8 protein-coding genes and 1 pseudogene are annotated in these 15093 nt (G+C 42.0%); all 9 read left to right on the forward strand.

All coding sequences use genetic code 11. The annotated features are described in order from the left end of the window. Positions 1-3 precede the first annotated feature (3 nt). The gene (locus E6C55_RS32110; protein WP_136373924.1) at positions 4-831 is read left to right on the forward strand and encodes a TnsA endonuclease N-terminal domain-containing protein; all 828 of its coding nucleotides are present in this window, start codon (positions 4-6) and stop codon (positions 829-831) included. Further along, the gene (locus E6C55_RS32115) at positions 831-3038 is read left to right on the forward strand and encodes a Mu transposase C-terminal domain-containing protein (protein WP_136373931.1); all 2208 of its coding nucleotides are present in this window, start codon (positions 831-833) and stop codon (positions 3036-3038) included. Before E6C55_RS32110 ends, E6C55_RS32115 begins: the two co-directional genes overlap by 1 nt. After that, positions 3028-4707 (forward strand): ATP-binding protein, encoded by a 1680-nt coding sequence (locus E6C55_RS32120; protein WP_230986961.1) that lies wholly within the window; start codon positions 3028-3030, stop codon positions 4705-4707. The genes E6C55_RS32115 and E6C55_RS32120 overlap by 11 nt, the downstream gene beginning before the upstream one ends. Positions 4708-4735: 28 nt before the next feature. Further along, complete coding sequence (locus tag E6C55_RS32125; protein ID WP_230986962.1) at positions 4736-6493, forward strand: TnsD family Tn7-like transposition protein; 1758 nt, start codon at positions 4736-4738, stop codon at positions 6491-6493. Beyond that, positions 6481-8088 (forward strand): Tn7-like element transposition protein TnsE, encoded by a 1608-nt coding sequence (locus E6C55_RS32130; protein WP_136373926.1) that lies wholly within the window; start codon positions 6481-6483, stop codon positions 8086-8088. The genes E6C55_RS32125 and E6C55_RS32130 overlap by 13 nt, the downstream gene beginning before the upstream one ends. A 279-nt stretch (positions 8089-8367) precedes the next feature. Continuing rightward, positions 8368-9459, forward strand: a complete 1092-nt coding sequence (locus tag E6C55_RS32135; protein ID WP_136373927.1) for an FHA domain-containing protein — start codon at positions 8368-8370, stop codon at positions 9457-9459. 28 nt (positions 9460-9487) lie between these two features. After that, positions 9488-13081: an AAA domain-containing protein gene (locus E6C55_RS32140; RefSeq protein WP_136373928.1), complete on the forward strand. Its 3594-nt coding sequence runs from the start codon at positions 9488-9490 to the stop codon at positions 13079-13081. Beyond that, on the forward strand, positions 13082-14590 hold the full coding sequence (locus tag E6C55_RS32145) for a phospholipase D-like domain-containing protein (RefSeq protein WP_136373929.1): 1509 nt from the start codon (positions 13082-13084) through the stop codon (positions 14588-14590). Positions 14591-14796: 206 nt separating this feature from the next. Further along, a pseudogene (locus E6C55_RS32150) lies at positions 14797-15093 on the forward strand (hypothetical protein); the annotation flags it as partial.

Raw genomic sequence — 15093 nt, forward strand, 5'->3', positions numbered from 1 at the left:
TGAATGGCAAAACGTAAGCGTCAATTAACCGAAGCTAAAATTGAAAGAATGATCAAGGAAGGCAGAGGTCAAGGTACCGAAAAAGACTATCTCCCTTGGCTTAAGATTCAGGATGTCCCTTCCGAAGGCAGAGCAACTCGTGGTGTGGGCTGGACAACAGGGAGAAGGCACGAGCTGATGTCGGATATCGAACGAGATTATTGTTACCTTCTGGACTACTCGGACAATGTTTCGGATATCCGAGAGCAGTTTCCGCTGCTCCCGCAAGAAGAGACCTTGTTGATCGCAGAACAACTGGGTATTGACCACCCAAGAGATCCTAAGACCGGCGTTCCTATTGTAATGACAACCGATTTCTTAGTAACCAGTAATGAAAGAGACTTTGCGAGAACGGTTAAACCACAAAGCGAAATGGAAGATGAGCGAACGATTGCAAAGTTTGAGATCGAACGGATCTATTGGGAGACACGGCATGTCGATTGGGGAATTATCATCGATACCGATTTACCAGATGAATTGGTGCGGAATATCGAGTGGGTTCATAAAGAATATCACAATGAGGATGTTGAAGCGCTAGGTCCATTTACGATTCGCAATCTCGAGCAGATGCTTGCGGTCCGGTTGGACAACGGAGAACCCATATCGAAAGCGTGCTTAGCCTGCGACGAACGGCTAGGTCTAGAACTAGGGACGTCCCTTGCATTGTTTCGTCATTTTGTCGCACGTAAGAAGTGGTCTGTAAATATGAATGAGAGAATCATTCCAACCCTTCCTGCTAAGGAATTCAAAGTAATCACTCCTGAATACAGATATGAAGCCAAAGGCGGGTGATGGCCGTGCAGCCGATGTATGAGAATATGGTGGTGAAATGGATCTCATCCGACTCCGAGAGTCGGCATATTGAACGTATCTTGTGGCTCTCTCCTGCTAATGACATGCTTGTTAGTATTGCGATGGATGACGACACAGCATTCCCGATAATGAAGACTTACTCCGAATTTGTTACAGGTTTCGGCTCGAATCTATGCAAGCCAGTTGAGTGGATCAATGGGAATATTCCTCTGTTAGATGATGAGATTAACGCAGAACATCTTAATTTACGGGATAAAGCCTGGGATGCCATTAATAATATTGTTTCAGATGAGCCGGGATGTTATGAGAAGAGTTTACGGGGTTCGCGTGTACGCGAATCTCAAGAGCGGACGGGATTGCACAAGAGTACGATTTATCGGTATTTACGGAGATACTGGCAAGGCGGGAAGATGAAGAATGCATTGCTTCCCCACTTCAACAATAGTGGCGGCTATGGGAACGAAAGGGCTCCCGGAGATGTGAAGCGTGGTCGGCCTAGAAAGTTCGAGGACGAGCCCAAGGGGATCAACATTGATGAGGAGACAAAGCAATTACTGCGTTCGGGCATTCGTTTATTCTACAACAACAAAGAGAAAGCTCCTCTCAAGGTTGCTTATCAAAAAACGCTCGAAAAGTTCTTTGCTACTGGATTCCGTCAGGATGGAAATGCCCTCATACCTCTTCTGCCTCCTCCAGATAAGCTGCCTAGTTTTGGACAATACAGGTACTGGTTCAAGAAAGAGATGGACTTGGAGGATACACTCAAAAGTCGCCTCGGGAAGAAACGCTTTGCCCTTGAGTATCGGCCGATTCTAGGCAGCTCAACCTATGAAAGCTTCGGCCCGGGTTCAAGATTTCAAATTGATGCAACCGTGGCTGATGTGTATTTGGTCAGCGAATATCGTAGAGAATGGATTATCGGACGTCCGATTATTTATATCGTCATCGACGTCTTTAGCCGGTATATAGCAGGTATTTACATTGGATTAGAAGGACCGAGCTGGATTGGTGCCATGATGGCGTTAGCCAATACCACCACGGATAAGGTACAGTTTTGTGCTCAGTATGGAATTGACATCGACCCGGACGATTGGGTAAGCAGCCACTTGCCGCAAAAACTTACAGCAGACCGCGGAGAACTTGAAGGGGAAAAACCGAGCCAACTGATCGATGTGTTGGGGGTGGATGTGGAGAATGCATCGCCTTACCGCGCCGACTGGAAGGGTATTGTCGAGCAACAGTTCCGACTGGTAAATCTGCGAAGCATTCAATTCATTCCCGGTGCGATAAAAGAGCGCTATAGAGAACGTGGACAACGGGATTATCGCTTGGATGCCAAATTGACGCTACGAGAGTTTACACAGATTATGATCCACAATGTTCTATATCATAACAATCGTCATCATATGCTGTGGTATGACCGGAATGAGTTCATGGTCGCAGACGAGGTGTCCCCTATTCCAAGAGACCTGTGGCATTGGGGGATTATTAACCGTAATGGACGACTCAAGAAACAACCCGAACATATTGTGAAGTTGAACTTGATGTATCAAAGTGAAGCTACAGTAACAGCTGCTGGGATACAGTTCAAAGGTATGCATTATGGCTGTGATCTGGCGATGAGGGAGCAATGGTTCGTAAAGGCAAGGGCGGGTAAGACGTGGCGAGTCAGGGCTTGTTACGATCCCCGCTCGACGAATGAGATCTACTTATGGTTGGATGACGGCCATCGCTTCGAGACTTGTACACTCTTGGAACGGGAAGCGCGATACCTGAATAAACGGGTAGAGGAAGTAGAAGATTTACTAGAAATCGAACGGCATCAAGGACGGCATCAGGACGTGAATAACATGCTATCCAAGATTGAATTGGACGCTCAGACGAAGGCCATTGTCGAAGCCGCATCCAAGAAGACGAATGAGGCCATTCAACATAGTGAAGAAAGCCATTCCCAGCGTATAAAAGGAACAAGAACACGCCGTTCCGATGAGAAGATATCCAATCGTAATCAAGAAGCATTTAAGCTGTCAGATCAAGATCCCACGCAGCCGAGAGAGTCAGCTAATAATGTTGTTCCACTAAAACGCGAAGCCCACGCTGAGACTAAACGAGCCTATATTGCTCCAGCGGACAAGTTATCCAAAATCAAAGCTTATTTACTCGAAGATGGTGACGATGATGAGTGATTTCGATGTCCCGCTATTTCATTTCAGTCGAGGAGAATTTATCGAGGCTGATTATCAGGATCCGTTGCTTGAGGATTACCGAGGCAATCCTCTTCTGGAGGCACTCCCACCGATATGGGACGATAAGACGGTAGTTAAGGAGTTAGCCTCGAAGCCAATCTTTCAAGTGTCGGAGCGCGATCTGCCGGTTCATCTTCGCCTGCATTGTGTACAACGTATACCGCGTGACTTCTTTTGGCCATTATCGCGACACCTTGAGCTTCAGCAGAGCTTGTCACGGCTCATTAGAGACGGCTACGTTGGTCGTAATCCTCTGACACCTAATTATGCCTTCAGAGCTCGCAGAGACGCATACGAGCTCATTATGCAAGGGAGTACAAATGGGTATCCCGTGAATACCCCGACCTCCGCCGGGTTCGCTTTAGTCGGCATTTCAGGTATCGGCAAATCGAGTAGTCTGTTACGTATTCTGCAGATGTATCCGCAAGTCATCTTGCATCGGAAATATCGCGGACAAGACATGCCTGCACCCTATCAGATTGTGTGGTTGAAGATGGATTGCCCACATGATGGATCGATAAGAGGACTCTGCCTTAACTTCCTTCTAGCCGTGGATAGCCTTGTTGGAACGAAGTATTACAAGAAAAATGTAACTAAGAATCCAGATGAGCTGCTTCCACTAATGGCTCAGGCGGCTGCAGTTCATTGTTTGGGTGTACTTGTGATTGACGAAATTCAGAATTTACAAGAGGCCAAAGATGATCGAGCAGCTCAAATGTTAAACTTCTTTGTTCAACTAGTGAACACCATTGGACTGCCGGTTATTCTAGTAGGGACGTACAAGGCGCTTCCTGCACTTAATGGGGAATTCCGTAACGCTCGGCGCAACAGCGGCCAGGGAGACGCTACATGGCACCACTTCAAGAAAGATGATGAATGGACATGGTTGCTTCAAGGGCTATGGAAATACCAATGGACCGATAAGAAAGTTGAACTGAGCGATGAGTTCATTGATGTTATGTATGACGAATCTCAAGGGATTTCGGATATCGCGATCAAGTTGTTTATGCTCACGCAATGGAGAGCCTTGGATAAAGAAATTGATTCGATCACGCCAGAGCTTATCAGGTCTGTGGCAAGAGACCGGCTCACCCTCATTCGGCCTGCACTAGAGGCTCTGCGCTCGGGGAAGAAGAAACAGATTCAGAAGTTTGCAGATATCTACGACAGTGTGTCTATCGACGATTACTTGGATCGAATTGAAGCTGAACAAAGGCAGGCTGAACGGTTAGAAGTGATCCGTACAGAGCTTGGATATGATGTGACGGAACAAACGGTTACCGAAGTAAGCGCATGGCTAGTTGACGCAGGCGTAGACATGGCGACTGCAATCAAGGCGGCGGAAGAAGTTACACAAGCCCACTTGCACGAGCTCGATCAAGTGGACTTGCATAAAGAGGCACTGAAGGTTGCCTTGGCCATCCAGAAGAAAAAAGCGGCACCAGACAAATTATCGGCCAAACGACAGAGACAGAGTCCGAAAGCCATGCCCTCAGAACCAACTGACTTACGTGTGATCGTTACCCAAGGGAAGAAGAAAAAGATGCCTGCTTATGAATCGCTAAAAATTGCGGGCTATATCAAGAATCCTATAGAATTTCTCGGTTAAAGGTGGTGAGCGAATGATACTAGGCAGGATGCTTCCGATTCCATATCCGGATGAGCTCGTCTATAGTGTCATTGCTCGGTATCACTTACGAACCAACAATGAGAGCCCCAAATGGACGTTGAGGGAAATTTACGGGACGGAGAATGTAATTCCAACGATCGACCTTCCGAGCCATCTAGAAGAGCTCGCGATGAGAAGCGAATTACAAGGAATGAGTGCCGATGATTGGCTCGACCAGCACACGTTCTTCCCGTATTACGCACCCTTTCTACCTCAAGATCGCACGATTCAATTAAGGGCACTTATGAAAAGTTCGAATGGATCAGGTATACATGCGTTAGTCGGCATTACAGCAAGCACAATTGATCGATTAAAGCAGTTGCGATTCTGCCCTTCGTGCTACGACGAAGACATCCAACGCTATGGTGAACCCTATTGGCATCGTATACATCAATTACCCGGCGTATTTCTTTGTCCAGAGCATCAGATGATTCTGCACGAGATCACTGAACCTTTGGCAGATCGCCATGGGCTGACGATGCTGCCGATATCCAGAATTATGTTTCGTTCGGTACCCATTATTGAATCACTACCGGATAAATTTATCGAGCATCTTCTGGGTATAGCAGATGATAATCGGGTGCTTGTCCAATCTAGCAAACCGCAGTCCTTGTTTGATATGCGGGAAGTCATCATCCCTAAGCTATTTGAGCAGGGTTATGTGACGGTGGCACGGCGTATACGGCAGCAGAAGATAGAAGAACAGCTGGTGCGATTCTACAGCCCCGAGCTATTAGATTTACTCGAAAGCAACCCGAAGGATCGGGACTATTCATGGTTAGCGCTGTCGACAAGAAAAGCTCGCTGGGCTATTCATCCCTTGCGACAACTGCTTCTCATTCGCTTTTTGTATGGATCTTATAGCGATTTCCTGGGTCGCTCAAGTATACAAGACAGTCCGTTCGCAAACGGTCCCTGGCCTTGTCTCAACAGAGCAGCCGATCATTTTGAAGAACTAGTCGTTGAACAGTGCGTTGTTAATCGGTGCTCGGATACAGGTCGCCCTGTAGGGACTTTTATGTGTTCGTGCGGCTTCTCCTATTCACGGAGAGGGCCGGACTGTTCAGAAGAAGATAAGTTTAGACGCGGACGGATTAAGTCGTACGGTCCCTTGTGGACTGCCAGACTTAGGAAATGCATGCAGGACGGGCTTAGCTATCGGGCAGCCGCGAAAGTGCTCGGGGTAGACACGAATACCGTGATTAAATATGCCCAGTCCGACATGGTTGAGCCTGTAGAACAAACGCCAAAAATCAAATCCTCAATAGCAAGAATGAAACGCACTTCATTTGGTCAAAAAGCACGCAAGATACGCGTGGACTGGGAGAAACGCGATCTGGAACTAAGCTGGATGGTGGAATCAGCATGCAAATCAGTCTTATCCGAGTCCAACTTCAAGCCTATACGGATTACGATTGCTCTGATCGGTAAACATGTCGACAGGCTAAGTTGGCTGGAGAAGCATCGCGATAAGCTCCCCGTGACAATGAGTATCTTGACGCAGTATTTGGAGTCAGTGTCCCAGTTTCAGAAGCGAAGAGTACGATGGGCAACAGAACAATTGGCAGGCGAATGGCCGATCAAGCGGTGGAAGATTGAGAAACTTGCAGGGCTAAGATCTGGTTATTCGCTAGAAGTATCTGATGAAATAGATCGCTGTATCTCACAGGTTAGTTTTTTGAACATATCAACAGGCTCAGAGGGGACATCGTCATGGCAGCATTGAAACTAAAATCTTGGCCATTTCCAGAAAATCAGGAGGCGGAGTTAATTTGGTTCGGCTCCCCGTTCATGGACTATAAGGGGAATTGGCGAATTCGTGTGGCGTTCAGGGCAAGTTCCTCAGGGATCAAAGTTGTTTCCTACCCATGGGGTACTCTCCCCTACTTACGCATAGGTCAAATCTATACGAACGCTGTGTATGATCAGATTAGACCTATGAGCGGATCGGTATTCCATTTCACTATTAATTCACTGGATCAAGGGACAATTACAAACGGCTTCAAGCTGCCTAAGCGTCTAATTGATTTTGGTAAAAATCCTGAACTTGGACTACAGAATATTATCCAGTACCGAACGAATGGACTAACGCATTGTATCCCGGTCATTGAGTTCGTCAGAGCTATGTTCATTAATTCAAGGTACTTAGCCTATTACTTCCTTCAACCTCATGGTTTGGACCTGCTTGTCGATAAAAGTCATGTTCAAGAGAGAACCCTTCATTTCAATTTGAGCAATCGAGTGCCGGCTAGATTGGCTACTGACAATAATGCCCGTCATTTATCGTGGATACATACTGATCCACAGATTCGCTCACTTTGGGATTCTGTATATCAGAACTTGTTCAGCCAAGCTATCAAGAACTCCCCTTCTAATCCTTCTGTATTGTTGAGAAAGGGTATTCCATTAGAACCTACCCTTCCTGAGGTTGGCCCCATTGAATTTCATGTTCGAGGAGTGCAGTTTATTGATTATGTTTTGGTGAAAGAGATTCTGGCCATTGGCGGTTTTCGTCATCCGTCAGAAGAGATCCTCTTCTGGCACCCGTCCAAGAAAAAGCGTGAATCGAGTGCTGGCGATAAATCAGTCAGATTCATATCCGGTGCTAGCACTAAGGATTATGTATTTAATGAAAACAGCGATTATGCCAAAGAAGATATCAATCAGGATGTCATTGAAACGCCCCCTACAATTATGAAGTTTATCAATTATCCAGTGCTGGAGACTCGTCGGCATAGTGTAAAGCAATCGAATACGGGAAATGAAGTGATCGTGTCTTCAGGACGAGGTGGCAAGCTAACAGGAGAAAAAGAAGTCAGCACGCAAGATTCGATGGAAGGCGGCGATACCCCTCCTATCGACTTTCAGGCCTTGGAGACGATCCCTGCTCATGAGGCAATAGGTCTGGAACAGTTTTTTCAAATGATTGAGATATTGAAAAAGTCGTTCCCTGTGAGCGTAAGAATGTCTGTCTTAAGAGTACCTCCAGGCAAGCGCTTCTCCGTATGCGCAAATGGATCACGGAGGACTTGTGCCGTTGTTCAGGTGACATACAATGGGTCAACATACTATGTTGTCGAAGTGGCAAGACCCGATGATTGGTCTATATCGACGCTTATATTGCATCCATCAGATCAAATATCATTTAGAGCAATTGAGTATAACATTAAGCAACTACTAGACGGACTGGTTCGTAAAGGCGGTCATTGGGATCAGAATGTGCTAGATCGATGTCTTGGATTGACTATTGATAAGCTTAAGCATTATCAGAGTGATTCATCTCGAGATTGGACGTTCAGACTTGTGGGGAAATTAGTATGAGTTGAGTCGGGGACATGTATAATTGATTCTGTTCTGGATTAGAAACTAAATGTCTATCGCATGTATTACCATAGAATTCAAGTAATGGCCGGCCTACGCACCTTGGTAGGCTTTTTTTACTATTAGTTCCTTTACCCGGAACATTTGCCAAATCCCTAGTATTCGAAATAATTCTGAATCGTCACCCAAAAAATCACAAAAGGAAGCGACTCAGGAAAAGGTTCTTGTTGGTTAGTGTCGAATCTAATTTTGTATCGTTTTAAATAAGGAGTGAAAAACTTGAAACTGTTTGGACTCGAACAAGCGATTTTATATGTACAAAGAGAGAAAAATGATTTTGAGTTTGCAACAACTAAGGAAACTATCCGTGCGCATGTAACAAACGTTGTGATATTGATGGAGAATATTGTGAAAGAGTCACTGAGGATTTATGGGTTTTTGTTATTTGACAAAGCCTATGTTCAGAAACTTAAATCGACTTTAGATGTTAATCTAGATAAAAAGCTGATGTTTGGTGAAGCATTGCGAGGATTGAGATTGTTGTATCGAGTCAAACATGATTCACATGCTTGGAACACATTTCAAACTTTGTTTGAGAGGAGTAATATTTACTTCGATAAGAATGATTCTTTGGAAAAACAGCTTGCAGAAGTGTCTTCTCTTAGAGGTTCAATTCTCCACGATGAACAAGAGGGTATTGTAAATCTTGATGATTACAAGAACAAAGGGAGAAAATGTATCAACTTATCCGAGGAAATCCTCATTCATCTGAAAAGTCGAAGGCTATTCCCCACAATTGTTAGGTTTCAAGCACTTACCGAAAGCAATGGGAAAAGAGAAATTAATTTTGAAGATGAAATTGGTGGGCGATTTCCAGTTGAAATTACATCTGCACTTGATATAAAAGAACTGCAAGCACGGAAGTGGTATGTATTCAAAAATGCTAAAGTGCAGAAGTTTATTCCGGTGTTTTCTGAACTAATCACTTTAGTTGGTAGTGATGAAAGCAAGGTTTCAATACAAAATAAGCTTACAGAAGCTCCAACGATGTTGGCCCTAGGTCTTCTTGAAGTTAATGAGAACCAAGTGATACGATGGCACAACATTTACGGTACAAAAACAACTATCGGTAGATCTGAGGAAAACGACCTTATTGTAGGGTTTCCATCGATTAGTAGAAGACACAGTGAGTTATTAATCGATCACGATCAAGTATTTATAATAGATACTAGTACTCACGGTACTTACCTAAATGGCGAAAAACTAAACCAAAATCAAAGGTATAGAATAAAGAATGGAGATATAATTACTCTAGGCATTGGTGCTGAAAAAGTAAATATAACATTCCATAAGAATAACGTATCATGTTGAATGGTTGACTGATGGGAGGTATGTAAAAATGAAGTGGATTAGAGACCGCTATAAAATAATTAGAAAGTTTCAGGGTAGTGGATTATCCAAAGTTTTCCTTTGCCGGGATTTTAGTAATGATGATACAACTGAGGTAGTTGTTAAGGTTTTTGAATATGGAGAAATTGAGAACGCAGATTTTAACACACAGTTATTTTTCAGGGAGATAGAAAACTTAGAGAATTTGAACCACCCAGGGATAGTAAGGTTACTCGATAAGGGTAAAGATGATGAGAACAGTATATATTATATGGTTCTTGATTACTTTGATGGGCAAACATTAGATAAAGTAGTTAAGGACAACTCATTGAGTGAAAAACAGAAATATAACATATTGCTTCAGATAATGGATGTTATCATTTTTGCCCATAGTAAACAAATCAATCATCGTGATTTGAAACCTGGGAATATTCTCATCAATGATTTAAATGAAATTAAGGTAATCGACTTTGGAACAAGTAAAATTAAAAATAGTCTCTATAGCGATTTTACGGTTTCAAATTTTGTAACACCTAAGTATGCTTCGTGGGAACAAAAGTCATTTAAGACGATTGATCATCGAACTGATATCTATTCTCTTGGGATAATTGCATTCGAGCTTTTAACAAATGATATCTTAGATAATGACGTAGATTTAAAGGTTTCAATCGAGGAAAATTCTTTAATCTCAGATGCGATTAAGGAAATCATTCTAAAAATGGTTGAAATGTTACCTGATAATAGATACAACTCTATGGCTGAGGTCCGAAATATTTTTAAGGCTACAATAAAGGGGAATGACGTTGGGCCTGTATATGGACTTAGTTTTACTACCACTGCTTTAAATAACCTACACAAGTTTGGCTATATCAAGAATTTAAGTAGGAATGAAGCAACACAAGTTATTTATCAGGATCTTGTAAAATCAATTACTTATATGGAATACGATTCAGTTAGTTCAAAAGAAAATCAACCTGTGTACAGACTGTATGGTAAACAACTAGAGTATCGTTGTGTAATTGATAATCACACTCAATCGACAATTACCGTAAAATCTATTCACTACCGTAATGTTGTTACTCATGAAGCAAACAAAGAAAGGGCCATATTGGTAGAGGGTGAATGGGATGTAGTATCAAATATTCAAGATGGCTCCCAGTTTGACGATGCAAACAATCTTATCGAGTACATAGAAGAGAAAAAACGAGAGAATAGTGTGCAGGAAAAAAGTGAGTTGTCTGAGAAGTCGAGCATCGAACGATGGCAAAGAGTTTTACGACTATACTCGCAAAGCCTCGAAGAGAGTCGAAATACTCTAATATATAGTGGATTTGAGCGGGATGCGCTTGATGAGCGTATTTGGGTTGAGTTGAGCAGTCCATTAGAAAGATCGCCCTTTACAGATGAACAATTACTCAGCATGACCTCGAGGACCAATCTAAACAAGACAAAGGTTGCAGGATATTGCGTCGATTACGATGAGAACAGGCTTGTTATCCAATTGGAAAAGAATGCAAACGTAAATGATTTTGCTCAAAGTGGGGAAATTTCAGTCGATCAGAGGATGGTAGAGACTGCGCTACATAGGCAAAAAAGAGCGCTAAAAGCAGCTCAACACAGGGAAATGGTCAATAACTCCATTCCTGAGATACTGTTTGACCCAAGTATTGCTCGTTCAAGTAATGCTGTTCAAGAACTGTCATATCACTCTCCTTTAGATGAATCGAAAAAGGAAGCAATAGAAAAAGCGCTAGCAGCAAAAGACATCTTTTTATTACAAGGTCCTCCTGGTACCGGGAAGACGACTTTTATCAGTGAACTTGTTTATCAAATAAATAAAGAAAACCCAAATAGCAAAGTACTCATATCATCCCAGTCAAACGTTGCAGTGGATCACGCCCTAAACAAGATTAAATCAATACTCCCTGGTGTTCCGATGTTAAGGATTGGTCGAAGAGATAAAATGTCACTTGGTGCTGAGCGCTTTACAATTGAGGAACAACTTGATGATTGGTTTGAAGAAATAAAGAATCTTTGTGTCACATTCATTGAAGAGTACAAACAACTAAAGGGTATTGATGATGATTTAGTAGAAAGATATCAGGTGACTCTAGAAATAAGAGAATTAGAAGATCGCATGAATGCTGTAAATCAAATGCAAGTGGAGAATCGCAAAAAAACGCAACTCATTAAGGAAAGATTCGATGCCCTAAAAAATCTATCGAATCAAATACAAAAGTCCGCAGCAACAATACAAGGAAAAGTGGAACGAGTAAATGATAGTGATCTCCTTTATATAATCACTTCATTTAAGGAGCAGATGCTCCAAGTTAGCGATAACTTTATTTCTGAACTCGATAAATCATTCGGGCTTGCAGAACAAAAGGAACTACTCGAAGTCGAACTAGAAGATTTGCAATTTGAAGAACTTGTGTTAGAGGAAAAAGCCGGTACTTTAAAAAAGAGTATTAATGTAACAAACGCCGAAGAACTCATTAATTATAGGAAAGATATTGAGTTGCAACTTGAGCAGAAGAAGGGTGATTATGAGCAAATAGGAAAATTAAAGAGAATTCAAGAAGAATGGATTGACCGGTTAGGAAAAGATGACAAATTAACAGATGTAATGTTGCGAAGAACAAATATTCTCGGAGCAACTTGTTTAGGTGTTGCAAGTGTTCCTTCTGCTAATAATGTAATCTTTGACTGGATTATTATTGACGAGGCGGGTCGTGCAACACCGCCAGAGTTGCTAGTACCGATGACTTTAGGGCGGAAGATAGTTCTTGTAGGTGATCATAAACAACTCCCACCGCTTGTGGACCAACAAGTACAGAGTTTAGATTTGAAGACCCAAGGTATTCGTGTCAAGGATTTAGAGGTAAGTCTATTTGAGGAATTAATGAGATCGATAAATCAAGACTGCGTTGGATCTTTGAAAGAGCAATACAGAATGCATCCGGCAATTGGGAATCTTGTCAGCAAGGTATTCTATGACGGAACACTTGTATCAAAAACTTCAATCGAAGAACGATCACATGGGTATAGTAAGTGGAAAGATAAGGGAGTTATATGGCTATCGACAGCAGAACACCCAGAGAGATTTGAGCAGGTGGTTAAACAAGGACTAGCCCACAACACTTTCCTAAACAGGCTTGAGGCAAGAACTACCTTCCAAACATTGCTCTCTATGGAACAGGAATATATTTTGTCTGGCAGCAAAAAAGAAGTGGGGATTATTGCCGGTTACCAAGCGCAAAAAAATGATCTCAGAAAACTATTTGAGACAGAATATAAACACCGATTTAAGAAATTGCAGATTGAGATCAATACAGTAGATGCTTTTCAAGGTCGAGAAACGGATATAATCGTCTATAGTGTTGTTCGAAGTAATAAGGAAGGGAAAATCGGTTTTCTTGGAGATGCAAGAAGGTTAAATGTTGCCTTATCTCGTGCACGTGAATTACTCATTATTGTGGGAGATCACATATCTGTTACAAAGGAAGAAATACTGTATCGAGACCAAGCGAACCCGTTTGTAAACGTTATTAGGTATATTGAAGAAAACCCTGAAATGTGCGCCATTGAAAGGATTGTGACGTAGATGATTGAGCGGTTAGCAGAAAGATACGCGGATTCTGTGCCCGATTACAATTTGGTTAAATATGATTACGTTGCGTTCCCTCTCTTTAAAGTTTTATTAAGCGTAACTGTACAGCAAAGAAAAGATATTGGGGTTATTGAAGAATTTGTATTGAAATTGCTGGATGCAGAGGTGAGCCATGTGGAAGACATGGCTCGATGTCTAGGCTTGGATAAATCGTTGATAAACGAAGCATTGGTTAATCTAGTTGCAAATGACTTAGTATATTTGATTACAGGGAAGTACAAAATGTCAGACAAAGGGAGGGAAAGTCTAAGGCTCTCAAAGATGCTAGAGCCAGAAGAGATGATTTACACGTTTCTGCTCGATGGGTTAACTGGTGAATATTTACCAGAGAGGGTAACAATGAAAGCAAAGGATGTAAAGCAAAATAATTTACACTCGGTACTCAAAGCAATTGACGAGCCAAAAGTCGAGGATGTAAATTTTCAAGAATTGTCACGATTGATTAAAAGACAACAAAAAGAAATGATGATGGATGGGGCCTATGGCGATCTAATCTCAATCAACTCAATTCATAAGTGCTATACGGAGTACAAGAAAAGAAACATGTTGGTTTTTACACATAAAGATAACCCTGAAATTATTGATATTAAGATATATGAAGGATTCGATAGGGTTGCTGAGTATGAGCCAATTATAATGAGGATGGAAAATGAAGGAATTAGGCAGATTCCAACTGATAAAGTGCTACAGTTAGATGGTAATAGTAGTCAGTTGCCGACTATAGTCCCGAAAGAGGTTTTGGAGTCTGCACGGGAAAATAAGAAGAAAATTACACATTTTAAGAATCTGGAGGAATCATTAACTCAAAGAATAGGTGATCAAGAATCGAGACTGGAAGAAGATGTTTACTCATCTTCTGAAGATAAAATTTCTGCAACCCAAGAAATTAAAGAACTTAAAAAGCAGCTTGGGGAACTTAGGAAGCAGCAAGCAAGTAATAATCAGTTACTGGAAACTTACAATCATCGGCCGTTACTCGAGCAGTCTCTTAAGGAAGCTAAAAGTTTTGTAGTTATTGTTTCACCTTGGATAAGGTTCGGAGCTTTCGATAATGATCTCCAAAACCTAATAAAAAGTGCTTTGAGGCGGAACGTGAGAATAGTAATTGGATATGGGATCTCAGAAGATGATGCAGAAAACGATAAAGCTGAAAAAATCCTAAAGGAAATTCAACAACAGAAAGGAATCGGGAAAAATCTGACATTAATAAAGTTAGGGAACACACATGAAAAAGTGCTATTAGTAGATGGACGTTATGTGGTAATTACTAGTTTCAACTGGTTATCTTTTAAAGGTGACCCTAAGAGAGGGTTCAGACAAGAGACGGGCATTTACACTGAAGATGAGGGGACAATAAACAGCACTATAGAGAGTTTACAACATCGAATGGGTATTGATATAAGACAATATCTTACGGGTAGTCAATCTGTTGTAAATAACTGAGTGTACGGGTAAGAACAAATTACAAAAGTTGATGATTTCGCGACTTAATAACCGCGTCAAAACAACAACGTATTAGACTGAGTAAATAAAGCATTAGACTGCTGGGTGCTTCAGCATATACACCGAAAAAACCAATAAGCACGAGTTCGAACCCCGTAATTGTAAACAAATTACGGGTGTTTTTGGAGAACCAGGGAGGCTGGGATATGAAGCTTAAAGAGGAGTCAATAAAATGGGCAATTAATCATTTGCAAGTTGAGAAAGACACCGACTTATTTCCAAGTCCCAAAGAAATTATTATTTTTAACGACCTAAGAGATAAGGTAGTAGAAAAATTAAAAAACTATGACATTACACAACATCATTTTAGTCCATCAAGTGTTACAGCTAACCTAACTTGTCCAGCAATAGACGATGATAGTTGTCCACGATTTAACGGGAATTCTGACCGTGAACCGTATGCTAACGGGAAAGCCGAATTCGGCTTTCCCGTTCACTTTAGA

The sequence above is a fragment of the Cohnella fermenti genome (assembly GCF_004801405.1).
Lineage (GTDB): Bacteria > Bacillota > Bacilli > Paenibacillales > Paenibacillaceae > Cohnella > Cohnella fermenti.

Bases quoted from the DNA above. Each gene is read 5' to 3' on its own strand.
- E6C55_RS32110 (WP_136373924.1), top strand. From the start codon at position 4: ATGGCAAAACGTAAGCGTCAATTAACCGAAGCTAAAATTGAAAGAATG.
- E6C55_RS32115 (WP_136373931.1), top strand. From the start codon at position 831: ATGGCCGTGCAGCCGATGTATGAGAATATGGTGGTGAAATGGATCTCA.
- E6C55_RS32120 (WP_230986961.1), top strand. From the start codon at position 3,028: ATGATGAGTGATTTCGATGTCCCGCTATTTCATTTCAGTCGAGGAGAA.
- E6C55_RS32125 (WP_230986962.1), top strand. From the start codon at position 4,736: ATGCTTCCGATTCCATATCCGGATGAGCTCGTCTATAGTGTCATTGCT.
- E6C55_RS32130 (WP_136373926.1), top strand. From the start codon at position 6,481: ATGGCAGCATTGAAACTAAAATCTTGGCCATTTCCAGAAAATCAGGAG.
- E6C55_RS32140 (WP_136373928.1), top strand. From the start codon at position 9,488: ATGAAGTGGATTAGAGACCGCTATAAAATAATTAGAAAGTTTCAGGGT.
- E6C55_RS32145 (WP_136373929.1), top strand. From the start codon at position 13,082: ATGATTGAGCGGTTAGCAGAAAGATACGCGGATTCTGTGCCCGATTAC.